This window comes from Pseudoxanthomonas sp. CCNWLW251, from assembly GCF_037402255.1.
In the GTDB taxonomy this organism is placed as follows: domain Bacteria; phylum Pseudomonadota; class Gammaproteobacteria; order Xanthomonadales; family Xanthomonadaceae; genus Pseudoxanthomonas_A.
Window position 1 is genome coordinate 190,158 of sequence record NZ_JBBEGA010000003.1, and the last position, 25,879, is coordinate 216,036.

The 25,879-nt window shown below is 67.9% G+C and carries 30 protein-coding genes and 1 pseudogene; 29 read left to right on the top strand and 2 right to left on the bottom strand.

All coding sequences use genetic code 11. From position 1 onward, the window contains the following. Positions 1-151: 151 nt before the first annotated feature. Both WBN46_RS13935 and WBN46_RS13940 read left to right on the top strand, forming a co-directional pair. Positions 152-409: an acyl-CoA-binding protein gene (locus WBN46_RS13935; protein WP_192202628.1), complete on the top strand. Its 258-nt coding sequence runs from the start codon at positions 152-154 to the stop codon at positions 407-409. Between the two features lie 8 nt (positions 410-417). Then, positions 418-1,044, top strand: coding sequence for a TetR/AcrR family transcriptional regulator (locus WBN46_RS13940; protein WP_192202629.1), 627 nt, complete (start codon positions 418-420; stop codon positions 1,042-1,044). A 117-nt stretch (positions 1,045-1,161) separates the two neighbouring features. On the opposite strand, the gene WBN46_RS13945 is transcribed toward WBN46_RS13940, so the two are convergent. Beyond that, positions 1,162-2,115 carry a YafY family protein gene (locus WBN46_RS13945; RefSeq protein WP_277726336.1) on the bottom strand — a complete coding sequence of 318 codons (954 nt, stop codon included), beginning with the start codon at positions 2,113-2,115 and terminating at the stop codon, positions 1,162-1,164. Between the two features lie 85 nt (positions 2,116-2,200). Between WBN46_RS13945 and WBN46_RS13950 the strand changes: the two genes are divergently transcribed. Next, the gene (locus WBN46_RS13950) at positions 2,201-2,608 is read left to right on the top strand and encodes a GFA family protein (RefSeq protein WP_337732088.1); all 408 of its coding nucleotides are present in this window, start codon (positions 2,201-2,203) and stop codon (positions 2,606-2,608) included. A 65-nt stretch (positions 2,609-2,673) separates the two neighbouring features. Here the strand turns inward: WBN46_RS13950 and WBN46_RS13955 are convergent, their stop codons facing one another. Continuing rightward, positions 2,674-3,099 (bottom strand): hypothetical protein, encoded by a 426-nt coding sequence (locus tag WBN46_RS13955; RefSeq protein ID WP_337732089.1) that lies wholly within the window; start codon positions 3,097-3,099, stop codon positions 2,674-2,676. Between the two features lie 149 nt (positions 3,100-3,248). Here WBN46_RS13955 and WBN46_RS13960 point away from each other — a divergent pair, with 149 nt between their 5' ends. The 26 genes and pseudogenes from WBN46_RS13960 (at position 3,249) to WBN46_RS14085 (ending at position 25,846) form a co-directional block, all read left to right on the top strand. Beyond that, positions 3,249-4,103 carry a hypothetical protein gene (locus tag WBN46_RS13960; RefSeq protein ID WP_337732090.1) on the top strand — a complete coding sequence of 285 codons (855 nt, stop codon included), beginning with the start codon at positions 3,249-3,251 and terminating at the stop codon, positions 4,101-4,103. Next, the gene (locus WBN46_RS13965; RefSeq protein ID WP_337732091.1) at positions 4,087-4,653 is read left to right on the top strand and encodes a hypothetical protein; all 567 of its coding nucleotides are present in this window, start codon (positions 4,087-4,089) and stop codon (positions 4,651-4,653) included. Before WBN46_RS13960 ends, WBN46_RS13965 begins: the two co-directional genes overlap by 17 nt. A 289-nt stretch (positions 4,654-4,942) precedes the next feature. Continuing rightward, on the top strand, positions 4,943-6,136 hold the full coding sequence (locus WBN46_RS13970) for a flagellin (protein ID WP_337732092.1): 1,194 nt from the start codon (positions 4,943-4,945) through the stop codon (positions 6,134-6,136). A gap of 393 nt (positions 6,137-6,529) precedes the next feature. Continuing rightward, positions 6,530-7,894, top strand: a complete 1,365-nt coding sequence (gene fliD, locus WBN46_RS13975) for a flagellar filament capping protein FliD (protein ID WP_337732093.1) — start codon at positions 6,530-6,532, stop codon at positions 7,892-7,894. Between the two features lie 54 nt (positions 7,895-7,948). Then, positions 7,949-8,365: a flagellar export chaperone FliS gene (gene fliS, locus WBN46_RS13980; RefSeq protein ID WP_142124890.1), complete on the top strand. Its 417-nt coding sequence runs from the start codon at positions 7,949-7,951 to the stop codon at positions 8,363-8,365. Continuing rightward, positions 8,362-8,667, top strand: a complete 306-nt coding sequence (locus WBN46_RS13985; RefSeq protein WP_142124891.1) for a hypothetical protein — start codon at positions 8,362-8,364, stop codon at positions 8,665-8,667. The genes fliS and WBN46_RS13985 overlap by 4 nt, the downstream gene beginning before the upstream one ends. Before the next feature lie 3 nt (positions 8,668-8,670). Beyond that, on the top strand, positions 8,671-9,261 hold the full coding sequence (locus WBN46_RS13990) for a PilZ domain-containing protein (protein WP_337732094.1): 591 nt from the start codon (positions 8,671-8,673) through the stop codon (positions 9,259-9,261). Positions 9,262-9,477: 216 nt separating this feature from the next. After that, on the top strand, positions 9,478-10,110 hold the full coding sequence (locus WBN46_RS13995) for a response regulator transcription factor (protein ID WP_142124893.1): 633 nt from the start codon (positions 9,478-9,480) through the stop codon (positions 10,108-10,110). 238 nt (positions 10,111-10,348) lie between these two features. After that, positions 10,349-11,773, top strand: coding sequence for an RNA polymerase factor sigma-54 (rpoN, locus tag WBN46_RS14000; protein ID WP_337732095.1), 1,425 nt, complete (start codon positions 10,349-10,351; stop codon positions 11,771-11,773). A gap of 18 nt (positions 11,774-11,791) precedes the next feature. After that, positions 11,792-12,172 carry a response regulator transcription factor gene (locus WBN46_RS14005; RefSeq protein WP_142124895.1) on the top strand — a complete coding sequence of 127 codons (381 nt, stop codon included), beginning with the start codon at positions 11,792-11,794 and terminating at the stop codon, positions 12,170-12,172. Next, positions 12,165-13,625 carry a sigma-54 dependent transcriptional regulator gene (locus WBN46_RS14010; RefSeq protein WP_337732096.1) on the top strand — a complete coding sequence of 487 codons (1,461 nt, stop codon included), beginning with the start codon at positions 12,165-12,167 and terminating at the stop codon, positions 13,623-13,625. Before WBN46_RS14005 ends, WBN46_RS14010 begins: the two co-directional genes overlap by 8 nt. A 77-nt stretch (positions 13,626-13,702) precedes the next feature. Beyond that, complete coding sequence (fliE, locus tag WBN46_RS14015) at positions 13,703-14,062, top strand: flagellar hook-basal body complex protein FliE (RefSeq protein ID WP_142124897.1); 360 nt, start codon at positions 13,703-13,705, stop codon at positions 14,060-14,062. Between the two features lie 87 nt (positions 14,063-14,149). Beyond that, positions 14,150-15,823, top strand: coding sequence for a flagellar basal-body MS-ring/collar protein FliF (gene fliF, locus WBN46_RS14020; protein WP_337732097.1), 1,674 nt, complete (start codon positions 14,150-14,152; stop codon positions 15,821-15,823). Further along, the gene (fliG, locus tag WBN46_RS14025; protein ID WP_337732098.1) at positions 15,816-16,826 is read left to right on the top strand and encodes a flagellar motor switch protein FliG; all 1,011 of its coding nucleotides are present in this window, start codon (positions 15,816-15,818) and stop codon (positions 16,824-16,826) included. The genes fliF and fliG overlap by 8 nt, the downstream gene beginning before the upstream one ends. 89 nt (positions 16,827-16,915) lie before the next feature. Further along, positions 16,916-17,440: pseudogene (locus WBN46_RS14030) on the top strand (FliH/SctL family protein); the annotation flags it as partial. Beyond that, positions 17,437-18,834, top strand: coding sequence for a flagellar protein export ATPase FliI (gene fliI, locus WBN46_RS14035; protein ID WP_337732099.1), 1,398 nt, complete (start codon positions 17,437-17,439; stop codon positions 18,832-18,834). The pseudogene WBN46_RS14030 and the gene fliI, both read left to right, overlap by 4 nt. A gap of 18 nt (positions 18,835-18,852) precedes the next feature. Continuing rightward, positions 18,853-19,305: a flagellar export protein FliJ gene (gene fliJ, locus WBN46_RS14040; protein WP_337732100.1), complete on the top strand. Its 453-nt coding sequence runs from the start codon at positions 18,853-18,855 to the stop codon at positions 19,303-19,305. Beyond that, complete coding sequence (locus WBN46_RS14045; protein WP_337732101.1) at positions 19,305-20,567, top strand: flagellar hook-length control protein FliK; 1,263 nt, start codon at positions 19,305-19,307, stop codon at positions 20,565-20,567. Before fliJ ends, WBN46_RS14045 begins: the two co-directional genes overlap by 1 nt. A 205-nt stretch (positions 20,568-20,772) precedes the next feature. Then, positions 20,773-21,330 carry a flagellar basal body-associated FliL family protein gene (locus tag WBN46_RS14050; RefSeq protein ID WP_337732224.1) on the top strand — a complete coding sequence of 186 codons (558 nt, stop codon included), beginning with the start codon at positions 20,773-20,775 and terminating at the stop codon, positions 21,328-21,330. Between the two features lie 15 nt (positions 21,331-21,345). Continuing rightward, positions 21,346-22,389, top strand: a complete 1,044-nt coding sequence (gene fliM, locus WBN46_RS14055; protein WP_192202647.1) for a flagellar motor switch protein FliM — start codon at positions 21,346-21,348, stop codon at positions 22,387-22,389. Further along, a complete protein-coding gene (gene fliN, locus WBN46_RS14060; RefSeq protein ID WP_192202648.1) occupies positions 22,386-22,730 on the top strand; it encodes a flagellar motor switch protein FliN in 345 nt (114 codons plus the stop codon). The genes fliM and fliN overlap by 4 nt, the downstream gene beginning before the upstream one ends. Before the next feature lie 10 nt (positions 22,731-22,740). Beyond that, positions 22,741-23,133, top strand: coding sequence for a flagellar biosynthetic protein FliO (fliO, locus tag WBN46_RS14065; RefSeq protein ID WP_337732102.1), 393 nt, complete (start codon positions 22,741-22,743; stop codon positions 23,131-23,133). A 1-nt stretch (position 23,134) separates the two neighbouring features. Beyond that, positions 23,135-23,953: a flagellar type III secretion system pore protein FliP gene (gene fliP / locus WBN46_RS14070; RefSeq protein ID WP_337732103.1), complete on the top strand. Its 819-nt coding sequence runs from the start codon at positions 23,135-23,137 to the stop codon at positions 23,951-23,953. A 10-nt stretch (positions 23,954-23,963) separates the two neighbouring features. Continuing rightward, positions 23,964-24,233, top strand: a complete 270-nt coding sequence (locus WBN46_RS14075; protein WP_192202651.1) for a flagellar biosynthetic protein FliQ — start codon at positions 23,964-23,966, stop codon at positions 24,231-24,233. Between the two features lie 18 nt (positions 24,234-24,251). Next, positions 24,252-25,043 (top strand): flagellar biosynthetic protein FliR, encoded by a 792-nt coding sequence (fliR, locus tag WBN46_RS14080; RefSeq protein WP_192202652.1) that lies wholly within the window; start codon positions 24,252-24,254, stop codon positions 25,041-25,043. 212 nt (positions 25,044-25,255) lie between these two features. Continuing rightward, positions 25,256-25,846, top strand: coding sequence for a TetR/AcrR family transcriptional regulator (locus WBN46_RS14085; protein ID WP_192202653.1), 591 nt, complete (start codon positions 25,256-25,258; stop codon positions 25,844-25,846). The last annotated feature ends 33 nt before the right edge of the window (positions 25,847-25,879 follow it).

Sequence of the window (25,879 nt, forward strand, 5' to 3'; positions counted from 1 at the left end):
ACGACCCCTATCCTCAAGTTGTATGGGCGAGCCCCTCCGACTGCCCTGCGGCCTAACTTGCCAGAGCCGCCCAGATTCGACAATCCCGTCACGCATTGACCGCTTCCACCACCCGTGGTGTGATGGCCTGGATCACTGGGAGGGATCATCCATGGCAGACCTCAAGAGCGCGTTCGACCAGGCATCCAAGGACATCCAGACGCTGTCCGAGCGCCCGGACAACGACACGTTGCTGCGGCTTTACGGCCTTTACAAACAAGGCGCGGAAGGTGATGTGAAGGGTGACAAGCCGGGTTTCTTCGACTTCGTCGGTACCGCCAAGTACGAGGCCTGGGCCAAGCTCAAGGGCACGGCGCAGGAAGACGCACAGAAGAAGTACGTGGACCTGGTGAAGAAGCTGCTGGCCTGAAGCCCGACGTGGCGCGCGATACCCGCCAGCGCATCCTCGACGCCGCCCTCGCGATGTTCAACACGCAGGGCGAGCCGCATGTCACCACCAACCACATCGCCGACGAGCTGGAGATCAGCCCGGGCAATCTGTACTACCACTTCCGCAACAAGGACGACATCATCGAGCAGCTCTTCGCGCGGTACGAAGAGCGGATGGACGCTGCGCTGACGCCTCCCACCGACCGGCTGCCGGGGCTGGAGGACATCTGGCTGCAGTTGCACCTCGTGTTCGAGTGCATCTGGGACTACCGCTTCCTGTATCGGGACCTGGTGGAGATCCTGAGCCGCAACCGGCGGCTGCGCATGCGCTTCGCCCGCATCCTCAAGCGCGCCGACGACAGCGCGCACGCGGTGATGCGCGGCATGGGCCAGGCCGGCGTGATGCGGGCGTCGGCGGCGGAACTGGCCGCCACCGCCACCAACGTGCTGGTCATCTCCACTTTCTGGCTGAACTACGCGTCGACGCGTGGCGAGAAGGACGAACAGGCCGCCATCCGCCAGGGCATCGTGCAGGTGATGATGCTGGTGGCACCGTTCCTGCGCGACGCGGAACGTGTGCACCTGAACACGCTGACGCAGGCCTATACCAACTAGCGTGCTTGCCTGCAGGAGGGGCTTCAGCCCCGACGCTGTGCAGTCAGATTAACGAGGACCGTAGGAAAGGCGTCGGGGCTGAAGCCCCTCCTACCATTGCGTCGGCGAAGCCGGGAATCAGGCCGCCGCCAGCGCATCGCCCAGCCGCGCCGACGCCGCACGCAGTTCCGGCAGCAGGCCGCGATCATCCAGCATCTCGAACTCCGGCCCCACCAGCGCCAGCAGCGCGAGCAGCGCCTCGACGGATTCGGCGCCCAGCTCCAGCACGCAGTGATGTGCATCGCCGGCTTCCAGGATCCCGCACCACGTGGGCACCCGTGTCGCCTGTTCTTCCACCGACCCCGGCAGCCGCAGCCTTACCTGGAAGCGGGTGAACGGCTGGGTGATCGACTTCGCGACGTAGTCCGCCACGTCGCCGGGAAACTCGCGCGGCGGGAACTGGGTGCCGGTATCGTGCAGCGCCTGCACGCGGTCCACGCGGAACGTCCGCCAGTCCTCGCGTTTCAGGTCCCAAGCCACCAGGTACCAGCGGCTGCCGGTATGCACCAGACGCAGCGGTTCGATCAGGCGCTCGCTGGCTCGCTGCGTGCGATCGCGGTACTGCATCCGCAGGCGGAAGCCGTCGCGGCAGGCACCGGCGATGCGCAGCAGCGCGTCCACATCGGACGTGGGCGCACCGCCGGCGAGCGACAGCGTGACCGAATACAGGGCACTGGCGCGCTTGCGCAACCGCGCCGGCAACCACTGGTCCAGCTTGGACAGCAGCCGCAGCGCGGTGTCCTCCATCCGGCCCACGCTGGCCGCCGCCGTGCGCAGTGCCACCGCCACGGCTACGGCCTCGTCATCCTCCAGCAGCACGGGCGGCATGGTCGCGCCGGAACCCAGCCGGTAGCCGCCGCCCAGGCCTGGCGACGCATCGATGGGATACCCGAGCTCACGCAGGCGCTCCACATCGCGGCGCAGCGTGCGGCGGTCGATTTCCAGCCGCTGGCTCAGTTCCGCGCCCGTCCAGTGACGGCGCGACTGAAGCAACGACAGCAGGCGGAGCAAGCGGTTGGATGTGCTGAGCATGGAAGGAGTATGCCGCCCATTGGGGACTGATTCTGTCCTCGATGTCCGCCAGACTGGAAGCTCTCTCCCGCCGGAAGGAAACCCCATGACCGCGCAGACCTATCAGGGCAGCTGCCATTGCGGCGCCGTGCGTTACGAAGTCGACCTCGACCTGGCCGCCGGCAGTGGCCGTTGCAACTGCTCGATCTGTACCAAGACGCGCTACTGGGGCACGGTGGTCCGACCGGATGCTTTCCGCCTGCGGCAGGGCGAAGAGGCGCTGACCCGCTACCCCTTCGGCAGCGGCGCGGCCGAGCACCTGTTCTGTCGGCACTGCGGCGTGAAGTCGTTCGGCCGGGGCGAGCTGGAAGTCCTCGGCGGCCGCTACTACTCGGTGAACCTGGCCTGCCTGGACGACGTGGAGCCGGCCGCGCTGGCGCAGGTCCCGATCCGCTACGCCAACGGCCGCGACAACGACTGGTTCTCCGAACCCGCCGTCACCGCGCATCTCTGATCGGGACCGCATGACAGGACGCCACGGGAACCGGGGCGTTCGGGACGCGTTACGTCCGTGGGCCGTCAGGCCCGGCTGCGACGCACCGGCCGCTTGGCCACCGGCTTGCGGACGGGTGTGGCGCGGGCGCGCTTGGCAGCCGGCTTCTTGCGGGCGCGGGGCGCGGCCTTCCGGGCGGGCTGCTTCAGGCCCAGCTTGGTCAGCACCGGTTCCAGGCGAGTTTCCACCTCGGCACTGAACCGGCCCACGCGGGCTTCGCCTTGTTCACGCACTTCGGCCAGGCGGTCAAGTACGTCGCGCTGCGCCTGGCCGGCGAAGCTCCCGGCGTGTTCGCGCGCCGCCTGCAACCGGCCAGCGGCATCGGTGGCGGCCGCGACGGCTTCACGGCGCGCGACGGCGATCAGGCCCAGTCCGGCAAGCCAGACGTGGCGGAGGGTGGGTTCGGGGGTCTTGCGGGTGGTCTTCCTGGCGGCCATGGGGGCAGTCCACATGCCGACCACGATGGCCGGCTTCCATGACGCGATGCTGTCCTGCCGGCGTCGAGCAATCACACTATTGGCCGCTCGCGCGACGGAATGCGTAGGGGTTGCCTGACGACCGCGTTCGCGGCGATGCTCCCGCATCCTGGGAGGGACGACCAATGGCAGGAAAGTCTTCGAAGTGGGCTGCGTTTCCGCATGACGCCAAGGGCTACGCCTATACGGGCGATGCATTGAAGAAGGCGTGGCCGGCGCTGCATGCCGGCGACCAGGAGCCCTACCCCGACGAAAAGCGCGCCAAGGCGTTGATCGCCGCCGCAGGCAAGGCAGCCAAAGGCATCGAACCCGCCGACCTCGCGCAGCGCCTGCAGGATGCGTGGCGCGCGTTCCATCGCGGTGACTTCCAGGCCGCGTATGAGGCCGGCGAAGCCCTGGGTCCGCTGGGCGCTTCGGTCGCGGTCAAGGCGCTGGGCATCCATGCCACCTATCTGGTGGAAGACGAATCCGAGCAGCTCAAGCGCTTCGAACAGGCCGCGAAACTGGCCGAAGCCGCCATCAAGGCACTGCCCGGGGAAGCCAACAGTCATTACCGGCACGCCTTCGCGCTCGGCCGCTACAGCCAGGGCCTGAGCATCGCCAAGGCGCTCAAGCAGGGCATCGCGGGCAAGGTCCGCACCGCACTGGACGCCACGCTGGAACTGGATCCCAAGCATGCCGAAGCGCATACCGCGCTGGCGCTGTACCACGCCGAGATCATCGACAAGATCGGCGCGATGATCGGCGGCCTGACCTACGGTGCCAAGGCGAGTGAAGCCGAGTCGCATATCAGGACCGCGCTCAAGCTGACACCGGATTCGCCCATCGCGCACGTGGAATACGCGAACGTGTTGCTGCTGCTTCACGGCGACAAGAAGGAAGACGCCGCGGCGGCCTCGTTCGAGAAAGCCGGCAAGCTCAAGCCGCGCGACGCCATGGAAGCGCTGGATGCTGCCCACGCGAATGCGCAGATCGAGTAAGACGGTTTTCTTCGTGCTGGCCGCGCTGTGGCTGGCTGGCGTGCCTGTCGTGTCAGCACAGTCGGTTACCGATGTGCCACCCGCGCCCGTTGCGGCCGGCGCACCGTCCGATACCTTGCTCGATGCCCTCACCTGCCGCACGGCCAATGGCGATCTCGCCACCCTGTTGCAACGGCTCCGTCGCGAGCGTCCGACGGAATTCACCCAGACCGAGCGTCAATTCAGCGCGCCGATGATGGATCTTTACCGCCTGGCCGAACCCGTGCAGGCGTGGGGGCATCACAGCGATGCCGTCGTCATCACCGACAACCGCGTCCTGCTGCTGGTGGATGACTCCATCGAGCAGGCGGCGGCGCAGCTGGAACGCGCGCTGGAAGACAGCCGCGATGCGCCCCTGTCCGGCGCCCTCGATGATTTCCATGCCCTGGTGATCTATCCCGGCGAACACCCTGGCCTCAGGCAACGCACATTGATCGGCTGCGAATACCGCATGCCCGGCGTATTGCTGCTGGCCGATCCCGCCGACGCCTGGCGCACGCCGCAGCCCTGAGGCCGGCGCCGCCGCGCCGCGCAGCGGCGCACCCCGATCACACCGCCCCCTGCCGTGCCGCCGCTTAGCGGCATCGCGCACCCGTTCTTTAGGCCACTTCGCGCCCCCCGGAAACCGCCGGTTTTCCCGCGCGATTACGTGGCCTAACACATTTTTTCGCGCCTGCCCTAAAGGTTTTTTCGGCAGCGCCGTTATTCATTTCGCAACACGAAGACGACTAGCCACCACAAAACAAACCGGCAGCGTCTTTTCCCTTCAACGCCGTGAATCCAAATAAGAGGAGACGAACATGGCACAGGTAATCAACACGAACACGATGTCGCTCAACGCTCAGCGCAACCTGAGCACCAGCGGCGCTTCTCTGGCCACCACCATCCAGCGCCTGTCGTCGGGCCTGCGCATCAACAGTGCGAAGGACGACGCCGCCGGTCTGGCCATCTCCGAACGCTTCAGCACCCAGATCCGCGGCCTCGACGTCGCCGTGCGCAATGCCAACGACGGCATCTCGCTGGCCCAGGTCGCCGAGGGTTCGCTGACCGAAATCGGCAACAACCTGCAACGCATCCGCGAACTGGCCGTGCAGTCGGCCAACGCCAGCAACTCCAGCTCCGACCGCGCGGCACTGAATGCCGAAGTGAAGCAGCTGACCTCCGAAATCGACCGCGTCGCCAAGCAGGCCGACTTCAACGGCACCAAGCTGCTGGACGGCTCGTTCACCAGCCAGCTGTTCCAGGTCGGCGCCAACGCCGGCCAGGCGATCGCCATCGACAAGGTGGTCGATGCCCGCGCCCTGACCCTGGGCGGTTCGCAGTTCGACAGCGGCACGCTGGCCATCACGGCCGCGGCTTCCGCCACTGCGGACATCACCATCACCGGCCTGACCCTCACCGACAGCGCCGGCAATGCCGTCGCCTTCGACGACCTGACCGTCAAGAGCGCCGGTTCGGTCGCCGCCACCAACGAAGCCGCCGCCAAGGCACTGGCCGCCCATATCAACGGCAAGCTCGGCGAAACCGGCATCTACGCCAACGTCGATGCTGCCGGCACCGGCCTGGAGCTGACCTCGGTCAAGACCAGCGTGGACGCCAACGGCGACTTCGCGGCCTTCGGCGTCGCCATCACGGGCGGTACGTACACCGCGACGGCCGTCGCCACCAGCGAAGTGCCGAAGTTCGTGTCCGACCTGGACATCTCGGATTTCGCCGGCGCCCAGCAGGCCCTGGAAATCGTCGACAAGGCACTGACGGCCGTGAACGGCTCGCGCGCCGATCTCGGCGCGATCCAGAACCGCTTCACCTCGGTGGTCGCCAATCTGCAGACCAGCTCGGAAAACCTGGCCGCTTCGCGCAGCCGCATCCGCGACACCGACTTTGCCAAGGAAACCGCCGAACTGACCCGCACCCAGATCCTGCAGCAGGCCGGTACGGCCATGCTGGCCCAGGCCAACCAGGTGCCGCAGAACGTGCTGTCCCTGCTGCGCTGATACGCAGCACGCTTTATCCGCAGTTCCTCCTAGTTACCTGTCGTCACGGACGGATTCGTCTCCCTCCGTTTGGCAGTACCCCAACCCCCTCCGGCGACGGAGGGGGTATTTTTTTGGGGTGATGGGTGATGGAGAACGCCGGCTTCTGAGCTGCCGCATCACCCATCACCCATCACGCATCACCGCTTTGTGGCACAAACCCTGCATCAGCTCCTGAGCCCGCATTTCTCACCAGTCGCCGGACCCACGGCGGCGGTGGGAGACGGAGAGATGCGGGCTAAAGAACGGCCGCGGCAGGCCGCTACTGAAACTGCACGGGCGGGCCCCATCCGGTACCGGATGCCAGGCCCGCCCGGCCACCCTTTTTCGGAAGGGCACTGACAGGAGACGGCAATGGCAGACTATTCGCTGGGTTATGGCGGCATCGGCACCGGGATGGACATCAACGGCATGGTGTCCCAGCTGGTGGCGGCCGATCGCGCGCCCGCGGAGAACCGCCTGACCCGCATCGAAAGCCAGGCCAAGTTCAAACTGTCTGCGCTGGGCACGGTCAGTTCCGCCTTCAGCAACCTGGACAAGGCCCTGACCGCGCTGAAGGCCGCCACCGCCTTCGACACCCGCACCGTCAAGTCCGCCACCGACACGGTGGTGGGCGCCACGGTGGGCAGCGGCACGCCCAACGGCACGTATGCGGTCGAAGTGGTCGAACTGGCCACCGCCAACAAATGGATCACCAACCAGCCGGTGACCGCCGGCACGACCTTCGGCGCCGGCCAATTGACGCTGACGGTGGGCGGCGAGGCGCTGGCCATCGACATCGCCGCGGACAGCACGCTGCAGGATGTCCGCAGCGCGATCAACGACGCTGCCCGCAGCAAGGGCGTGCAGGCCAGCGTGTTGACGTCCAACGACGGGCTCTACCTGTCCGTGTCGTCCGACAAGACCGGCGCGGCCAACGGCATCTCGCTCGCGTTCACCTCCGGCGGCAGCGACTTGCAGGCCCTGGCCGCCAGCCTGCAGGAACGCGTCCCCGCCGCCGATGCCGAAGTGAAGATCGACGGCCTGACCGTCACCGCCAGCGGCAACAAGATCACCGACGCCGTGCCCGGCCTGACCCTGGACGTGAAGACGAAGGGCACCAGCACCGTCACCGTGTCCACCGACACCGCTGCCGCCAGCAAGCTGATCCAGGATTTCGTGACCGCGTACAACGCGGCCATCGGCGCCATCAACACGTCCACCAAGTACAACGCCGAAAGCGACGAACCTTCGGCCCTGACCGGCGATGCGCAGATGCGCAGTGCCTCGGGCCAATTGAGGAACGTGCTGAGCGGCGTGCTGGGCGACCTCGCCTCGCAGGGCCTGGACGCCAAGACGCTGGGCCTGCAGACCCGGGGCTATCCGTCTTCCGATGGCACCCTGGTGTTCGACAGCAGCAAGTTCACCGCCGTCCTGGTCAGCAACCCGGAGAAGATCCGCAGCGCCTTCACCGGCGACAGCGGCTTCGCGGGCAAGCTGCAGGCGGCCGTGGGCAGCTATATCGGCACCAATGGGGCTTTCACCCAGCGCACCAGCGGCCTGAATGCCCAGATCAAGGACGTCGCCACGCAGCGCCTGGCCCTGGATGCGCGCATGGAAGCCGTCGGCAACCGCTACAAGGCCCAGTTCGTGGCGATGGATTCGATGGTCGCCCAGATGAGCAGCACCAGCAGCTATTTGGCCCAGCAACTCGCCTCGCTCGCCAACCAGACCGGATAACCGCCGATCCGAACCGCCGTCGGGTGACGCGCGGGGATCGCAGGAGAAAATGGAATGTCATCGCATTCGTACGCCGCCCAGTACCGCAACACCGGCCTCAGCAGCGCCGTCATGGACGCCGATCCGCACCGCCTGGTGGCCCTGCTGCTCTCGGGCGCCTGCGAACGCCTGCGACTGGCGGACGCATGCATGGAACGTGGCGACCTGGCACGCAAGGGCAAGGCGATCGGCGAAGCGTGCGCGATCATCGGGCACCTCAATGGCTCGCTGGACCATGAGGCGGGCGGCGAAATCGCAGGCAGTCTCTCCGCGCTGTACGACTACGTGCAGACGCGCCTGATCGATGCCAACCTGCACAACGATGCCGCCGCACTGCGCGAATCGCTCGACCTGCTGGGCGAGATCGAGTCCGCCTGGAACGCCATTCCCTCCGAGCAGCGCCAGCCCCCGGCCATGGCCGCCGCGCGATGAACGCCACACCGGCCCTCGACGACCTCTTCGCCCAGCTCGACGGCATGCGCCATGCCTTGCACGCGGGCGAACTGGAGGACGTCGAGCGCCTGCTCAACCGTCACGACCACGACGTGCGGGCCTTCCTGCATGCCGACGGTGGCCGCTCGGCCGGTTACGACGCGCTGGCCGTGTTGCTGCGTGCGCAACTGGAACTCCAGAAGTCGATGCAGGATGCGCGCGAACAGGTGCGTATCCGCATGCATGTCAACCAGAGCGCCGACCGCGCCGCGCGCGCCTATCTTTCCGTTGTCGAGGGGTGAGCCATGACCGCTTCGATCATCCTCGTGGAGCACCCTGCCGAGCACGCGCTGTTCGATGGCGCGCTCACCTGCGACGTGGTGCTGCCTGCGCGCTTTGACGCGGGTGCACGGGTCCTGATGCAGGCCCCGTCGGAGGCCTTGCTGAAAGGATTGGCGGTCGCCGAGGACGTGCGCGGCGAAGACCCGGACGACCGCAAGGAAGCCACCCCCACGCAGCAGCGCATCGAAGCCAAGCTGGACCTGGTGCTGTCGCTGCTCGGCCGGCTGGCGCGCAGCCAGCACGAAACCCTGCCCGCCACCCCGTTGCGCTGGTCGCACCGTGGCCTGCGCCTGGATGTCGTGTCGCCGAAGGAACTGGCCGTCGGCGTCGCCGGCGTGGTGACCGTGCAGCCCGCCACCTGGTTGAGCGACCACATCGAACTGCCCGCCACGCTGCTGGCCCAGGCCGAAGGCTCGCAAGGCATGCAGCATCTCTGGCTGCAGTTCGACACCCTGGGCGCCGGCCTTGCCGAGGCCATGGACCGCCACCTGTTCCGCCTGCATCGCCGCCAGATCGCCGAAGCCCGCCAGTCCCAGCACGCGGCTCGTCCGTAGCCCGCTTTTCGCGCATCCACGCCCACTGCGGCATCCGCGATGTGCACGCATCACACGCCGCGATTGCGGTATTCGCCCTTTTCACGCGAACACGGTCATCGCAAGTGTGACTGATGTCGTGGTTTCACTTTCCCATCGCGATTCTGAATTGGCGCACGGGGACAGCGCGGCTATCGTGACATCACTAAGCAACGCGATATCGACTGGTTCTTCCCTGTGCGTGTACTCATCGTCGACGACCACACCCTGGTCCGCGCCGGCATCGGCCGGCTGCTGCAGTCATTGCCCGACGTGGATGTCGTGGCCGAAGCCTGCAACGCGCAACAGGCGCTGGACATGGCGGCGATCCACCGCCCGGACCTGATCCTGCTCGACCTCTCCCTGCCCGACCGCAGCGGGCTCGACCTGCTTCCGCTGCTGCGCGAATCGCTGCCGCAGACCCGCGTGGTGATCATGTCCATGCACAACGATCCCACCCAGGTGCGCGTGGCGCTGGACCGCGGCTGCGCCGGTTTCGTGGTGAAGGAAGCCGCGCCGATGGAACTGGAACTCGCCCTGCGCGCCGCCGCCAGCGGCCAGGTGTTCCTGAGTCCGCAGGTGTCCTCGAAGATGCTGGCGCCGATGCTCAACCCGCAGCGTCCCACCGGCATCGCCGCGCTGTCGCCACGGCAGCGCGAGATCCTGCGCCAGTTGGGCAGCGGCATGAGCAGCAAGGAAATCGCGGCCCAACTCGGCATCAGCGTGAAGACGGTGGAAACCCACCGTGCGCGGATGATGGAATCGCTGGGCTGCCGTCGCGCCAACGATCTGCTGTTGCTGGCCGCACGCCACCAGAACGAACTGGCCTGAGCCTTGCAGGTACGGCGTGGATGCCCCCCGCCGGCGACGGATTCCCGTTGCCGCACCGCCCTGACGGGCACTTCCCATCGACGATAACCCGACGCTGTAGGGGAAACCCTGACGGCCAGTGGGGCGTGCCCGCAGCACAACCAGAAACGCCCTGATTTTTTTTCCGTCACCGGGCGCCCAAAGTGTTCACACGATGTGAAGCCGACCTCGGCACGCCATCGAATCGGGGACAACGGGAATGAAGACGGGACTTTCCACCCAGCTCGGCCAGCAACTCCACCTGACGCCGCAACTGCTGCAGTCGATCCGGCTGCTGCAACTGGACGGCCTGCAGCTGGAGATGGAAGTGCGCCGCGCACTGGACCTCAATCCGCTGCTGGAAGTCGAAGAAGCCCGGGATGCCGAGACGGTCGCCGAGATCGACGTGCTGCCGGCGCAGGACGCCGCCGCCCTCGATGCCGCCGCGTTCGACGAACTGCCCGAATCCAGCCTGTGGGACGTGGCCGGCGCCAACTGGCAGGACGGCGACGACGACCGCATGCAGCGTGTCGAAGCCGGCGAATCCAGCGACCCGCACGTGCGCGTGCTCGACCGCCTGGCGTTGGAACTGGATGGCCGCGCACTGGACGTGGTCGCCTTCTGGCTTGAGCACACCAACGACGCCGGCTACCTGGAGCAGGCGCCCGACACCCTGGCGCTGCTGGCCTCGGCCCGCTTCGACCTGACCACCGACGCCGCGCTGCTGCTGCGCGAGCGCCTGCTGCGCGGGGAATTTCCCGGCCTGGCCGCCGCCGACGTGCGCGAATGCCTGCAGGTGCAGCTGGACTGCCTGCAGGGCCGCGTGCCCGGCCGCCACGTCGCCCGCCGCATCGTCGCCGAAGGCCTGGCGCTGCTGGCCGCACACGAATACGACGCCCTCGCCCGCCTGCTGGACCTAGAACTCGATCAGGTGATGGAAGGCGTACGCCTGGTGCTGTCGCTGGATGCCCGCCCCGGCGCGTCGCTGGCGCCGGCACCGACCGGCTACATCGTCCCGGACGTGGTCGCCTGGCACGCCGACTGCGCCTGGCGCGTGGCCCTGAACCCGGCGACCACGCCGCGCGTGCGGGTCAATCCGATGCAGGAGCGTGCATTGGACCAGGCCGAAGCCTCCGAGGGCGCCGGCAAGCTGCGCGAGCTGCTGCAGGAAGCGCGTTGGCTGACCCGTGGCCTGTCGATCCGTTACGACACCCTGCTGCGGACGGCACGCGCCATCGTCGAGCGCCAGGCCGGTTTCCTGGCCCAGGGCGATGAAGCGATGGCCCCGCTGACGCTGAAGGAAATCGCCGACGCCATCGGCATGCACGAATCCACCGTCTCGCGCATCACCACCGGCAAGTACATGCAGACGCCGCGCGGCACGTTCGAGCTCAAGCACTTCTTCGCGGTGCGCCTGGAAGGCGCCAACGTGTCCGGCCCGGCCGTGCGCGCCATGGTGCGCCGCCTGATCGATTCCGAACCGGCCGGCAAGCCGCTGGCCGACGAAGCCATCGCCGGCCTGCTGGCCCGCCAGGGCATCCACATTGCCCGCAGAACTGTGGCGAAGTACCGGGAACAGCTCGATATCGCTCCCGCCCGGGAACGCCGACGCGCTACCGTACCGGTCTTGGCCAAGGCCGGATAAGAACGGAGCACGACCGCAATGAGCAAGATCACCGTATTGCTGGTGGACGATCACGAAGGTTTCATCAACGCCGCCCTGCGCCACCTGCGCAAGGTGGAGTGGCTGGACATCGTGGGCCGCGCCAGCAACGGCCTGGAAGCCATCGAACGCTCGGAGACCCTGCGTCCGGACGTGGTGCTGATGGACCTGGCCATGCCGGAGATGGGGGGCCTGCAGGCTACCCGCCTCATCAAGACGCAGGACGCACCGCCCTTCATCGTGATCGCCAGCCATTTCGACGACGCCGAGCACCGCGAACATGCGATGCGCGCCGGTGCCGACGAATTCGTCAGCAAGCTTTCCTACATCCAGGAAGTCTTGCCCATCCTCGAAAGGTTCAAAGACAGCCGCCATGAGTGAATCCCGCATCCTCGTCATCGACGCCGACGCCACGCGTGCCGAACGCCTGGCCGGCCTGCTCGAATTCATGGACCTGACACCCCGCTGGGTCGCCAGCGCCGGTGACGTGGATGTGCGCCGCCAACGCCCGCACGACTGGCTGGCGATCGTCGTCGGCGCCCTCGACGATGGCAAGGCCGCCGACGCGTTCTTCGCCTGGCTGGGCAAGGCGCAACTGCCGCCGCCGGTGCTGCTGATGGAAGGCGACACCGCCGCCTTCGCCGCCGCGCACGGCCTGCACCACGCCGGTGTATGGACGCTGGAAAGCCCCATCCGCCACGCGCAGCTGGAAGCCTGCCTGCGCCGCGCCAGCCTGAAGCGGCTGGATACCGAACATCAGGCGCAGCAGGTCAGCACCAGCGGGCCGACCGGCAACAGCCCGGCCGTCACGCGCCTGCGCCGCATGATCGAACAGGTCGCCAGCTTCGACACCACCGTGCTGGTGCTGGGCGAATCCGGCACCGGCAAGGAAGTGGTGGCCCGTGCCATCCACGACCAGTCGCCGCGCCGCGACGGGCCGTTCGTCGCCATCAACTGCGGCGCCATTCCGCCGGACCTGCTGGAAAGCGAACTGTTCGGCCACGAGAAGGGCGCCTTCACCGGCGCGCTCAGCGCCCGCAAGGGCCGTTTCGAGATGGCCGAGGGCGGCACGCTGCTGCTGGACGAGATCGGCGACATGAGCCTGCCGATGCAGGTCAAGCTGCTGCGCGTGCTGCAGGAGCGCAGCTTCGAACGCGTGGGCGGCAACCAGACCATCCGCTGCAATGTGCGCGTGATCGCCGCGACCCATCGCAACCTGGAAGCGCGCATCGCCGACGGCCACTTCCGCGAAGACCTGTTCTACCGCCTCAATGTGTTCCCCATCGAGATGCCGGCGCTGCGCGAGCGCGCCGACGACCTGCCCGACCTGGTCACCACCATCGCCGCGCAGCTGGCACGCACCGGCCGCGGGGAAGTGCGCTTCGCCAACGAGACGCTGCAGGCGCTGCGCCTGTATGCGTGGCCGGGCAACGTACGCGAGCTGACCAACCTGGTCGAACGGCTGGCGGTGCTGCATCCGGGCGGACTGGTGCGCGTGGCCGACCTGCCCAAGCGCTACCAGCCGGAAGGCGTGGAGGCGCTGGCCGCCCAGGCGCCGGCACCTGCACCGGTGGCCGCTGCACCGGCCCCGCTGCCGACCGCCGTCGTGGCCGCTGCCGTGTCGCCGGCCGACCGCCTGCCCGAATCCGGCATCGACCTGCGCGAACACATCGCGCAGATCGAGCTGAACCTGATCCGCGATGCACTGGACCGCGCCGGTGGCGTGGTCGCGCACGCCGCGCAACTGCTGGGCCTGCGCCGCACCACGCTGGTGGAGAAGCTGCGCAAGTACGGCATCGAGCGCGAAGAGGTCGCCCTGGCGACGGAAAACTGACTGGCGACGGACGGCGTTTTCGGCACGGGTCTTGCAACTGATCTGACAAGACACCCCGACGACCGAAGCACCCGCCCATGTCCGACGTCTCCTCCATCCTCTCGCAGATCCGCAGTTACCAGCACCAGGTCGGTACGCGTGCCCTCGAGCCGATGCCGAACCCGGGTGCGTTCACCCCGAACCGGGTGGGGCTCGAGCAGCCGGGCGTCAAGGCGCCGAGTTTCGGCGACACGCTGCAGAACGCGCTGCAAGGCGTGAACGAAGCGCAGAAGACGTCCGGCGCACTCGCGCAGGCCTTCGAACTGGGCGACCCGCGCGCGGACCTGGCACGGGTGATGGTGGCCGCGCAGCAGTCGCAGGTGGCCTTCCGCGCCACGGTGGAAGTCCGCAACCGCCTGGTGCAGGCGTACCAGGACGTCATGAACATGCCTTTGTAGGTCCCGACGTTGTAAAGCCCGCCGCCGCAATGCCCGACCGCTGACCGCCCCACTCCACCGAGCCGACCGCGCAGGAACCGCACCACCATGGCCCTGACCCTTTCCAAGGAAGCCCTGAAGGAATCGCTGACCGCCGACAAGGCAGGCGCGGCGCTGACCAGGATCCAGGACGCGCGCGTGTTCAAGCAGATGGGTACGCTGCTGCTGATCGCCGGTGCGGTCGCCGTGGGCATGATGGTGTTCTTCTGGTCGCAGAAACCCGCCTACACACCGCTGTATACCGGCCTGGACGCGAAGGCCACGGCCGAAGCCACCGACATGCTGCGCGCGGCGCAGATCCCGTTCCAGCTGGATCAGGGCACCGGTGCCATCTCCGTGCCGGAAGAAAACCTGCACGACGCCCGCCTGAAGCTGGCCGGCGCCGGCCTGGCCGAAAGCGGTCGCCTCGGCTTCGAGATGATGGAGCGCGATCCGGGCTTCGGCGTCAGCCAGTTCGTCGAGAACGCACGCTACCAGCACGCGCTGGAAACCGAACTCGTCCGCACCATCACCACCCTGCGCCCGGTCCGCGACGCTCGCGTGCATCTCGCCATCCCCAAGCCCAGCGCCTTCACCCGCCAGCGCGAAGTGGCCAGCGCGTCGGTGGTGCTGGACCTGCGCTCGGGCGCCCTGCTGGAACGCAACCAGGTGGATGCCATCGTGCACCTGGTGTCGTCGTCCATCCCCGACCTCGCCCCCGAACGCGTCACCGTGGTCGACCAGAGCGGCCGCATGCTCACCATCAGCGACCCGAACAGCGAGGCCGCGCTCAACGCCGCCCAGTTCGAACGCGTGCGCAAGCTGGAGACCTCGTTCAACGACCGCATCCGCGAACTGCTGGAGCCACTCACCGGCGCCGGCCGCGTCAACGCCGAAGTCGCGGTGGACATGGACTTCTCGGTCACCGAGGAGGCGCGCGAGACCTTCGCCAATGATCCGGCCAAGATCCGCAGCGAGCAGGTCAGCCAGAACTCCGTCGCCGGCACCGGCCCGGAGGGCGTGCCCGGCGCCACCAGCAACACACCGCCCGGCCCCAACGCGGCCGCCGCACCCAATCCTGCCGCGCCGGTCGAGACCAGCAGCAGCGCCACCCGCAACTTCGAAATGGACCGCACGCTGCAGCACACGCGCCAGCCGGCCGGCCGGGTGCGCCGCGTCACCGCCGCCGTGCTGGTCGACCACGTGCCGCGTACCGGCGAGAACGGCAAGGTGGTGATGACCGCACTGGACGCCGCCACGCTGGCCCGCATCGAAGCGCTGGTGAAGGAAGCCGTGGGCTTCGACGCGGCGCGCGGCGATTCGGTGTCGGTGATGAACGCACCGTTCGTGCGCGAAACCGAGGCACCGCAGGACGTGCCGTTCTGGGAAAGCCCGTGGCTGCACAACCCCATGCTGCGCGACATCGCCCGCTACGGCCTGGGCGCGCTGGTGGTGATCGCGCTGCTGTTCGGCGTGCTGCGTCCGGCCATGCGCCAGATCATCCACCCCGCCGCCCGGCGGAAGGTGGAGGACGAGGACGACGGCATCGACGTAACCGTGATGGACGATGACGACATGCAGGCCGGCGCCGTGGCCACGCTGTCGCACGACGCGCTGCCCCCGATGCGCGCCCTGCCCTCCGACGCCTACGAAGACCGCCTGCGCCAGGCGCGCGAGGCGGTGAAGACCGATTCCAAGCAGGTGGCGCAGGTAGTGAAGGACTGGGTGGCCAGCGATGAATAACGTACAGGAACCGGCACTCAACGGCGTGCAGCGCGCGGCCGTGCTGCTGCTCTCCCTCGGCGAGGAAGATGCCGCCGAAGTGCTCAAGCACATGAACGCCAAGGAGGTGCAGAAGCTCGGCATCGCCATGGCCACCATCTCCGGCGTCAGCCGCGAGCAGGTGATGCAGGTCATGGCCACGTTCGGCGAATCGCTGGACAAGCAGACCTCGCTGGGCATGGGCGCCGACGACTACGTGCGCAAGGTGCTGGTGCAGGCACTCGGCGAAGACAAGGCCGGCAGCCTGATCGACCGCATCCTGCTGGGCCGCAACACCACCGGCCTGGACACGCTGAAGTGGATGGACCCGCGCGCGATCTCCGACCTGGTGCGCAACGAACACCCGCAGATCATCGCCATCGTGCTGGCCCACCTGGACAGCGACCAGGCCGCCGACACCCTCAAGCTGCTGCCCGAGCGTACCCGCACCGACGTGCTGCTGCGCATCGCCACGCTGGACGGCATCCCGCCGAACGCACTGAACGAGCTCAACGAGATCATGGAGCGCCAGTTCGCTGGCAACCAGAACCTCAAGGCCTCCAGCATCGGTGGCGTGAAGGTCGCGGCGAACATCCTCAACTTCATGGACTCCGGCCAGGACCAGGCCATCCTCGGCAACATCACCCAGGTCGACGCCGATCTGGGCGCGCGCATCCAGGACCTGATGTTCGTGTTCGACAACCTGGCCGAGCTGGGCGATCGCGAACTGCAGGCGCTGCTGCGCGAAGTCCCGAACGACCGCCTGGGCCTGGCGCTGCGCGGCGCCGACGCCAAGGTGAAGGAAAAGATCACCCGCAACATGTCCCAGCGCGCCGCGCAGATCCTGGTCGAAGACATGGAAGCCCGCGGCCCGGTGCGCCTGTCCGATGTGGAAGGCGCGCAGAAGGAAATCCTCGCCATCGTGCGCCGCCTGGCTGACCAGGGCGTGATCTCGCTGATGGCCGGTGCCGAGGAAATGGTATGAGCACGCCGTCGCCGCTGCGCTGGATGCCCGCGCCGCTCGATGTCGTCGTCGCGGCACCCGCCCCCGAGCAGGAAGCCCCGCCGCTGGTACCGCCGACGATCGAAGAGATCCAGGCCATCCAGGATGCCGCGTACCGCGAAGGGCTCGAACGCGGGCTGGCAGAAGGCCATGCCGAAGGCTTCGCGACCGGCCAGACCGAAGTCCGCCGGCTGGCCGCACAGATGGAAGGCATCCTCGACAACTTCTCGCGCCCGCTGGACCGGCTCGAGAACGAAGTCGTCGCTGCGTTGTCCGAACTCTCCGTCCGCATTGCCGGCGCCCTGGTGGGCCGCGCCTACCAGACCGACCCGGTCCTGCTGCAGGAGTTGGCCACCAGCGCACTGGATGCCGTCGGCGGCGCGCAGCGCGAAGTGGAACTGCGGCTGCATCCCGACGACATCGCGGCCCTGACCCCGGTGCTGGCGATGGCCCCGGGTACGCGACTGACGGCGGACACCTCGCTCAGCCGCGGCGACCTGCGCGTGCATGCCGAAAGCGTACGCATCGACGGGACGCTGGAGGCCCGCCTGCGCGGCGCGCTGGAAACCGTGCTCAACCGGAGCACGCGCGCATGAGCGCCCAACCGCTGGAATGGCTGACCGCCCGCGACCTGCGCCTGTCCGCGCGCCTGTCGCAGATCAATCCCGAGCTCGGTGGCCGCGGCCTGATCCGCGAAGGCATCCTGCGCCGTGCCGTCGGCCTCACCCTGGAAGCCATCGGCTGCGAAGCGCCGATGGGCGCCACCTGCAAGGTCGAAGTGGTCGACGGCGGCTGGGTGGATGCCGAAGTCGTCGGCTTCTCGGGCGAACGCACCTACCTGATGCCCAGCGCCGAACTGCACGGCCTGCTGCCGAACGCACGCGTGGTGCCCTCGCGGCGGCGCGGCGGCGTCGAGGTGGGCGAAGGGCTGCTGGGGCGCGTGATCGACAGCGATGGCGTTCCGCTGGACGGCCGTGGCCCGATCCGTGCCGAAGGCAGCGTCAGCCTCGCAGGCATGGCGATCAACCCGCTGTCGCGCGAACCGATCACCCAACCCCTCGATGTCGGCGTGCGCGCGATCAACGCGCTGCTGCCCATCGGCCGTGGCCAGCGCGTGGGCCTGTTCGCCGGTTCCGGCGTGGGCAAATCCACACTGTTGGGGATGATGACCCGCTATACCGCCGCCGACGTGATCGTCGTCGGCCTGATCGGCGAACGTGGCCGCGAAGTGCGCGACTTCGTCGAAAGCACGCTCGGCCCGGTGGGCCTGGCACGTGCGGTGGTGGTGGCCAGTCCCGCCGACCGGCCGCCGCTGGCCCGCCTGCAGGGTGCGTATCGCGCCACCGCCATCGCCGAATGGTTCCGCGACCAGGGCCTCAACGTATTGCTGCTGATGGACTCGCTGACCCGCTTCGCGCAGGCCCAGCGCGAGATCGGCCTGTCGGTCGGCGAGCCCCCCACCACGCGCGGTTATCCGCCGTCGGTGTTCGCACGGCTGCCGGCACTGGTGGAACGTGCCGGCAATGGTGCGAAGGGACGTGGTTCCATCACCGCGTTCTATACCGTGCTGACCGAAGGCGATGATCCGCAGGATCCGATCGCCGATGCCGCGCGCGCCATCCTCGACGGCCACATCCTGCTCTCGCGCCGCGTGGCCGACAGCGGCCTGTATCCGGCCATCGATGTGGAATCCTCGGTCAGCCGCGTGGTCACCGAGATCGCCGACGAAACCTGGCGCGACCGCATCCGCAAGCTCAAGCGCCTGCTGTCGGCCTACACCAGCAACCGCGATTTGATCGCCATCGGCGCCTACCAGCGCGGCAACGATCCCACCGTGGATGAAGCGCTGGAACGCTGGCCCGAGATCGTCGAATTCCTGGGCCAGGACGTGGCGCACGCCGCCGACCTGCCCAGCAGCCGTGCCGCCCTCGAATCGCTGGTCCAACGCAACTTCGCTGCCGGTGCCCCCGCACCCCGCAGCCCGCAGTAACGCCAAGGAATCCCCGCCATGATGCAGTCCCGCCGAATCGATCCCCTGCTGCGCCGCGCGCAGGAACACGAGGATTCCGTTGCCCGCGACCTGGCCGAACGCCAGAACACGCTGGCGCAGCACGAGTCGCGCCTGGAGGAACTGCGGCAGTACGCCGAGGACTACGCCAACAGCCAGATGGCCGCCACCAGTCCGGCGCAGCTGGCCAATCGCCGTGCCTTCCTGGAACGCATCGACCAGGCGCTGGTGCAGCAGCTGCAGAACGTCGACCGCAGCCGCAGCAGCGTGGACATCGAGCGCGACCGCCTGCTGCTGGCCAGCCGCGACAAGCAGGTGCTCGAACAGCTCGCTGCCAGTTACCGCGCCCAGGAGCGACAGGTGGTGGAACGGCGCGACCAGCGCGAGATGGATGACCTCGGCGCGCGCCGTGCGCGACTGGCCGCCACCGCACAGGAAAGCGAGGAAGCCTGATGCCATCCCCGATGGCGTCGCTGCCTCCCGCGGGCAAGACCGTGTTCCCCGCCACTGCAGGCGGTGTCGCACAGGCACGGGAAAGCACACCGGACCCGTCGAAGCCCAGCTTCGACGAGATGGTGCGTCACCCGGCGACGCGTGACGAAGCCCCGGCCCGAAAGTCCGCGCCCCGGCGCGACGAGGGGCAGGAGACCACCGCCCTGCAACAACCGCACGCCACCAACCGCCACCCCGACGACGCGGCGCGCACGACGGACGATCAGGACATCAAGGAGGCTGGCGTTGCGACGCTGGTGCTGCCGGAGGTTCCGCTACCGGCGGCTGCCCTTCCGCTGGCTGATCCCGGCATCACCGTGCCGACCGATCCCCTGGGCAATCCGCTGTTGGGCAATCCACTGCTCGGCGACGTGATGCCTGCAGAAGCCGTCCCCTCCCCCGACGCCGTGTTGGCCGGCGGTCGCGCCACGACGCCGGCTTCTCCGGCGGGCGCCTTGGCTGCCCCGGTCGCCGCAGGCACCGGCAACGCGGTTCCGCCCGACCTCCAGAACGCTGCCTCCCCCAACGCAACCGACGCACCCGCGACGGCGTCGCCGACGGCCACCGCCGCGACGGGCAATGTAGCCCGGGCGCCGCTGCAGAACCTGCTCTCCTTCACCGCCCACCTGGCCACCGGCCAGGCCGCCGCCGCGATACCGGACGTGATCAACCTCGGCCGCGACATCATCGATGCCCTGCGCAGCGACGACGCGGAGACCCCCACGTCGCCCACCGGCACGCTCCTCGCCGGCGTCGGCGCGTCGAACGCCCCGCTCGGCCTCTCGCGCACGGAGACCGTCAATGCGATGGAAGCACCGAGCGCCGACCTGCATGGCGGCCACTTCGACGAGGATGTCGCCGATGCAGTGCGCTGGATGGCCGACCAGAAGATCGGCCACGCGCACATCAAGGTGACCCCGAACGACCTCGGCACCGTGGAGATCCGCCTGCGACTGGACGGCGACCGCGTGCATGCCGACTTCACCAGCGCCCAGGCGGACGTCAGGCAGGCGCTGGAAAACAGCCTGCCCAAGCTGCGCGACATGCTGGGCCAGCATGGCTTCCAGCTCGCCCACGCCGATGTCGGCCAGCAGCATGCCCCGCCGTCGCACGGCGGCACGGCGCAGCACGGTGAAAGCGCCGCAGACACCAGCGACGCCGCAGCCGAGACACCGCGTACCGTCCGCATGACGGCGCGGGGACTGGTGGACGCGTACGCCTGACGGATCGCTGTTCCTGTAGAGCGACGTGAGTCGCGACCGCGGAAGTCCGGCGCCATGGGCGCCGGCCCACGCGGCCATCCTTGCGCGCACATCGTTTCCGGACCGCCGTGACGTGCGGTCGCGACTCACGTCGCGCCTACACAAGGTACCCCCGTCAAAACCCCGTCGGGCTCTCCTGCCCACCACGGCACGCCGCTTGCATCACCTGGGCAGACCCCTCAGGAGATCCACCGCCGTGGCAGCTGCCGACAAGACCGCAAGCAAATCCAAGGCCGACAAGGCCGACAAGCCCAAGGGCGGCAAGTCGCTGCTGACGATCGGGCTGGTGGCGCTGGTCGCGGCCGGTGCCGCCGGCGGTGGCGCGTGGTACTTCGCCCGCCATGCCGGCAAGGAAGTGAAGGCCGACGCACCCAAGGCCAAGAGCCCGGGCGAAGTGCCCGCGCCGGCCCAGTACTTCGCGCTGGAGCCGCCGTTCGTCGTCAATCTCGTCGGCGAAACGGGCGGCGCACGCTACCTGCAGGTCGAAGTGCAGCTGATGACACGCGATCCCGAAGCGCTCAAGGCCATCGAACTGCATGCCCCCGCCATCCGCGCGCGCCTGCTGATGCTGTTCGCGCAGCAGGACGCCGCCAGCCTGATGAGCCGCGAAGGCAAGGAACGCCTGCAGAACACCGCACTCAATGAAGTGAAAGCGCTGCTGGTCGCCGAAACCGGCAAGCCCTCCGCCGACGCCCTGTTGTTCACCAGCTTCGTGATGCAGTGACGGAACTGCGACGCCATGATGACCAGTGACCTGCTGTCGCAAGACGAGATCGACGCCCTGCTCAATGGCGTGGATACCGGCGCGATCGAGACCGAGGAACCGCCGGTCGATCCCACCATCGCGCGCACCTACGACTTCGCCAGCCAGGACCGCATCGTGCGCGGCCGGCTGCCGACGCTGGAGATGATCAACGAGCGCTTCGTGCGCACCTGGCGCATCGGCCTGTTCAACCTGCTGCGGCGCTCGGCCGAACTGTCGGTGCGTGGCATCGAGACGATCAAGTTCGGCGATTACCTGCACTCGCTGTACGTGCCCACCAACCTCAACCTGGTCAAGTTCAAACCGCTGCGCGGTGTGGGCCTGATCGTGTTCGAACCCAAGCTGGTGTTCACCATGGTGGACAACTTCTTCGGCGGCGACGGCCGCTACCCGGCCAAGATCGAGGGGCGCGAGTTCACCGCCACCGAGATGCGGGTGATCCAGCTGCTGCTGAAGCAGACCTTCACCGACCTGATCGACGCCTGGGCGCCGGTGATGCCGGTGGACTTCGAGTACATCACCAGCGAGGTCAATCCGCACTTCGCCAACATCGTCAGCCCGCGCGAATACGTGGTGGTCAGCCGCTTCCACGTGGAGCTCGACGGCGGCGGCGGCGACCTGCACGTGACGCTGCCGTATTCGATGCTGGAACCGATCCGCGAGCTGCTCGATGCGGGCATCCAGTCCGACCGCGTGCACGACGACGACAGCTTCCGCGTCACCCTGCACGAACAGTTGCGTGGCGCCGAAGTCACCGTCTCCAGCGTACTGGCGGAGAAACGCATCAACCTGCGCCAGCTGACCCGGCTGAAGGTGGGCGACATCCTGCCCATCGACCTGCCCAAGTCGGTGCCGGTGTGCGTCGAACAGGTGCCGGTGTTCACCGGCGAGTTCGGCATCTCCAACGGCAACAACGCGGTGAAGATCACCGCCAAGCATCCTCCCGGCAGCCACCACAAGCACACGGCGCCGCCCCGCCATGCCCTGACACCCGTCGCCTTCCAGGACGCCACTCCATGATTCCCGAGAACGAAGACACCCTCGCCGCCTTCGGCGACACCCGCCCGGATGCCTCCGTGCAGGACAACGACAACGACAGCGACATGAGCCTGGACGTGATCCTGGACGTGCCGGTCACGCTGTCGCTGGAAGTGGGCCGCACGCGCATGCCGATCCGCAACCTGCTGCAGCTCAATCAGGGCTCGGTGGTGGAACTGGAACGCGGCGCCGGTGAACCGCTGGACGTATTCGTCAACGGCACGCTGATCGCGCACGGCGAAGTCGTGGTGGTGAACGACCGTTTCGGCGTGCGCCTGACCGACGTGGTCAGCCCCAGCGAACGCATCCGCCGCCTGCGCTGAGTCGATGTCCATGCACGCCTTCGCCCTGCTCGCCACCGCCGCGGCACCCGCACAGAAGATCGGCCAGCACGCGCCGTCCACGCCCGGCATCGGCGGCGCGCTGGTCGGCCTGATCCTGGTGCTTGGCCTGATCCTGGGCATGGCCTGGCTGCTCAAGCGCATGCCGGGCGCCGGTCTGGGCATCCGGCCCGGCGACCAGCTCCGCGTGGTCTCGATGCTGTCCGTGGGTACCAAGGAGCGCGTGATGGTGATCGAGGTGGGCAAGCAGCAGCTGCTGATCGGCGTGACCGCCGGCGGCATCACGGCATTGCACACGCTGCCCGAACCCCTGGTCGTCGCGCCCGCGCCGACGATGCCGAATTTCGCCGAGCTGCTGGCCAAGCGCCTGCGCAGAGAGAGCTGAGATGCGCCGTTTCGTTCTTTCCCTGATCTGCCTGCTGTGGCTGTGCGCGCCTCTCCTGGCGCTGGCGCAGGCGGCCGCCGCCGCCGCTCCGGCGCAGAACCCCGCACCTGCGGCGACGCCCGCCGCGCCGACCGCACCGACCCTGCCTGCCCTGCCCAAGGTCAACGTGGGCCAGATCGGCGACAACACCGTCAGCCTGCCGTTGCAGACGCTGCTGCTGATGACGGCGATCACGCTGATTCCGTCCGCGCTGCTGGCGATGACCGCGTTCACCCGCATCATCATCGTGCTCGGCCTGCTGCGGCAGGCACTGGGGACCGGACAGACGCCGTCCAACCAGGTGCTGGTGGGCCTGGCACTGTTCCTGACCATGCTGGTGATGATGCCGGTAGGCGAAAAGGCCTGGGCACAGGGCATGGCGCCGTACCTCAACGGCCAGATCGATTTCTCCAGCGCGTGGACGCTGACCACCGGTCCGCTGCGCGACTTCATGCTGGCGCAGGTGCGCGAAACCGACCTGATGACGTTCGCCGGTCTTGCGGGCCACGGCAGCTATGCCAGCCCGGCGGACGTGCCGTTCCCGATCGTGGTGGCCTCGTTCATCACCAGCGAACTGAAGACCGCGTTCGAGATCGGCTTCCTGATCTTCATTCCCTTCGTGATCATCGACCTGGTGGTCGCCAGCGTGCTGATGTCGATGGGCATGATGATGCTGTCGCCGATGCTGGTGTCCGCGCCGTTCAAGATCCTGCTGTTCGTGCTGGTGGACGGCTGGGTACTGATCGTCGGCTCGCTGGCCGCCAGCTTCAACGGCGTCTGAGGAACACGCGATGAGTCCCGAACTTGCCCTTACCGAACTGCGTGACGGCCTGGAGATCGCCCTGTGGGTCGGTGGCCCGCTGTTGCTCGTGGTGCTGATCGTCGGCGTGGTGGTCGGCGTGATCCAGGCGGCGACACAACTCAATGAGCCCACCATCGCCTTCGTCGCCAAGGCGATCGCGCTGACTGCGGCGCTGTTCGCCACCGGCAGCTATCTGCTCGGCGTGCTGGTCGAATACACGACCAACCTGTTCCAGCGGTTGCCCCACCTGATCGGCTGACGACGCGGACGCGACGCGATGGATCCCGCGACCCAGATGGTCATCGACGGCCAGCAGGCCTTCGGCATGGTCAACGCCATCCTGTGGACGATGCTGCGCACTGGCGCACTGCTGATGGCGGCACCGTTGATCGGCACGCGCGCCGTGTCGGTGCGGGTGCGGGTCATCATCGCCGGCGCACTGGCGATGGCGCTGGCACCACTGCTTCCGGGCACGCCGGACCGGATCGCCTTCGACGCCAGCACCGTGCTGAACGTGGCGCGCGAGTTGGCCGTCGGCGCGAGCATGGGCTTCATGCTGCGACTGGCGTTCGAGGCCGGGGCGATGGCGGGCGAACTGATTTCGCAGGGCACGGGCCTGGCCTTCGCCCAGATGTCCGATCCGTTGCGCGGGGTGAACTCCGGTGTCGTCGGGCAATGGTTCTATCTGGCGTTCGGCCTGCTGTTCTTCACCGCCAACGGCCATCTGGCGCTGGTGTCGCTGCTCGTGGACAGTTATCGCTCGCTGCCGATCGGCACCGCGTTGCCGGATGTGCAGCAGATGCTCGAAGTCGCGCCGATGCTGTTCAGCCACATCCTGCGTGCGGCGGTCGGGCTGGCGCTGCCGGTGATGGTGGCGATGCTTGCGGTGAACCTGGCGTTCGGCGTGCTGGGCCGCGCCGCGCCGGCCCTCAATCCCATCCAGTTGGGCCTGCCGACGGCGCTGTTGCTGGGATTGTTCCTGCTGGCGCTGCTGGCAGGCGAGCTGGGGCCGCCGGTACAGCGCATCTTCGATCTCACATTTGATGCAGCGCGGCAAATCAGCGCTTAACGAAACTGCGGTTATCCTCTGACGGGCCACGCGGCGCCTGCCATTCAGGCCCCTGCGTGCGGGTTTCACATGATGTATGCGCCTCCTGTTCCACTAACTGCATGAATTTGTGCAGAATGGGCCAGAGGGAGGCGCCACATACGCCAGCGCACGGAATGGACCCAGGTCCAGGCCGACGCAGGAGAGCTTCCCCCGCGAACCGGAGAATGCCTGTGAGTCCAAGCCCTACCCACAAGCGCCGTACCAGCCAGGAGACCCGGGAAGCCGTGCTCATCGCTGCGCGCAGGCTGTTTTTCACCAAGGGGTTCGACCAGACCACCCTGATGGACCTGGGTGAAGAAACCGGACTCAGTGCCCGCGGCGTGATCCTGCACTTCGAGACGAAGGCGGACATCATCGCCACCCTGCTGATCCGCGACTACACCGCGCGCAAGGCGCCGATGGTGGAACGCCCGCAGGGTTCGACGCATGCCCAGCGCATCCTCGATTTCTATTTCTGGACGGCGCGCGAGGACGCCGCCAACTTCATCGCGTTCCCCGCGCTTTGGAGCGTGTCGGCGCGCTGGTCGCCGAGCGTCGAGGCGGAAATGAACACCGCACTGCGCCGCATGCGCGAGCCGGTGCGCCAGGAACTCAGCCGCGGCATGGCCGCAGGCGAATTCCGCGGCGTGGACATCCAGCACGCGGACGAGATGATCTGGCAGAGCTACCAGCACGGCCTGCGTGCCGTCTCGGTCAATGGCGGCACCCCGGCCATGGCCGTGCCACAGGTATTCAAGACGCTGGAAGCGCTGACGGCCTGAGCCGCGGCGCGCCTAGGCGCCGTATATCGGAAG

What these genes read in the sequence shown, in the direction of transcription:
- WBN46_RS13960 (WP_337732090.1), top strand. Translation starts at nt 3,249, where the DNA reads ATGGCAGGAAAGTCTTCGAAGTGGGCTGCGTTTCCGCATGACGCCAAG.
- fliP (WP_337732103.1), top strand. Translation starts at nt 23,135, where the DNA reads ATGCGCCGTTTCGTTCTTTCCCTGATCTGCCTGCTGTGGCTGTGCGCG.
- WBN46_RS14005 (WP_142124895.1), top strand. Translation starts at nt 11,792, where the DNA reads ATGAGCAAGATCACCGTATTGCTGGTGGACGATCACGAAGGTTTCATC.
- WBN46_RS13990 (WP_337732094.1), top strand. Translation starts at nt 8,671, where the DNA reads ATGACCGCTTCGATCATCCTCGTGGAGCACCCTGCCGAGCACGCGCTG.
- WBN46_RS13950 (WP_337732088.1), top strand. Translation starts at nt 2,201, where the DNA reads ATGACCGCGCAGACCTATCAGGGCAGCTGCCATTGCGGCGCCGTGCGT.
- fliD (WP_337732093.1), top strand. Translation starts at nt 6,530, where the DNA reads ATGGCAGACTATTCGCTGGGTTATGGCGGCATCGGCACCGGGATGGAC.
- fliI (WP_337732099.1), top strand. Translation starts at nt 17,437, where the DNA reads ATGAGCGCCCAACCGCTGGAATGGCTGACCGCCCGCGACCTGCGCCTG.
- fliO (WP_337732102.1), top strand. Translation starts at nt 22,741, where the DNA reads ATGCACGCCTTCGCCCTGCTCGCCACCGCCGCGGCACCCGCACAGAAG.
- WBN46_RS13965 (WP_337732091.1), top strand. Translation starts at nt 4,087, where the DNA reads ATGCGCAGATCGAGTAAGACGGTTTTCTTCGTGCTGGCCGCGCTGTGG.
- WBN46_RS13945 (WP_277726336.1), bottom strand. Translation starts at nt 2,115, where the DNA reads ATGCTCAGCACATCCAACCGCTTGCTCCGCCTGCTGTCGTTGCTTCAG.
- fliJ (WP_337732100.1), top strand. Translation starts at nt 18,853, where the DNA reads ATGATGCAGTCCCGCCGAATCGATCCCCTGCTGCGCCGCGCGCAGGAA.
- WBN46_RS13970 (WP_337732092.1), top strand. Translation starts at nt 4,943, where the DNA reads ATGGCACAGGTAATCAACACGAACACGATGTCGCTCAACGCTCAGCGC.
- fliM (WP_192202647.1), top strand. Translation starts at nt 21,346, where the DNA reads ATGATGACCAGTGACCTGCTGTCGCAAGACGAGATCGACGCCCTGCTC.
- WBN46_RS13955 (WP_337732089.1), bottom strand. Translation starts at nt 3,099, where the DNA reads ATGTGGACTGCCCCCATGGCCGCCAGGAAGACCACCCGCAAGACCCCC.
- fliG (WP_337732098.1), top strand. Translation starts at nt 15,816, where the DNA reads ATGAATAACGTACAGGAACCGGCACTCAACGGCGTGCAGCGCGCGGCC.
- WBN46_RS14010 (WP_337732096.1), top strand. Translation starts at nt 12,165, where the DNA reads ATGAGTGAATCCCGCATCCTCGTCATCGACGCCGACGCCACGCGTGCC.
- rpoN (WP_337732095.1), top strand. Translation starts at nt 10,349, where the DNA reads ATGAAGACGGGACTTTCCACCCAGCTCGGCCAGCAACTCCACCTGACG.
- WBN46_RS13985 (WP_142124891.1), top strand. Translation starts at nt 8,362, where the DNA reads ATGAACGCCACACCGGCCCTCGACGACCTCTTCGCCCAGCTCGACGGC.
- WBN46_RS14045 (WP_337732101.1), top strand. Translation starts at nt 19,305, where the DNA reads ATGCCATCCCCGATGGCGTCGCTGCCTCCCGCGGGCAAGACCGTGTTC.
- fliE (WP_142124897.1), top strand. Translation starts at nt 13,703, where the DNA reads ATGTCCGACGTCTCCTCCATCCTCTCGCAGATCCGCAGTTACCAGCAC.
- fliN (WP_192202648.1), top strand. Translation starts at nt 22,386, where the DNA reads ATGATTCCCGAGAACGAAGACACCCTCGCCGCCTTCGGCGACACCCGC.
- fliF (WP_337732097.1), top strand. Translation starts at nt 14,150, where the DNA reads ATGGCCCTGACCCTTTCCAAGGAAGCCCTGAAGGAATCGCTGACCGCC.
- fliS (WP_142124890.1), top strand. Translation starts at nt 7,949, where the DNA reads ATGTCATCGCATTCGTACGCCGCCCAGTACCGCAACACCGGCCTCAGC.
- WBN46_RS14075 (WP_192202651.1), top strand. Translation starts at nt 23,964, where the DNA reads ATGAGTCCCGAACTTGCCCTTACCGAACTGCGTGACGGCCTGGAGATC.
- fliR (WP_192202652.1), top strand. Translation starts at nt 24,252, where the DNA reads ATGGATCCCGCGACCCAGATGGTCATCGACGGCCAGCAGGCCTTCGGC.
- WBN46_RS13935 (WP_192202628.1), top strand. Translation starts at nt 152, where the DNA reads ATGGCAGACCTCAAGAGCGCGTTCGACCAGGCATCCAAGGACATCCAG.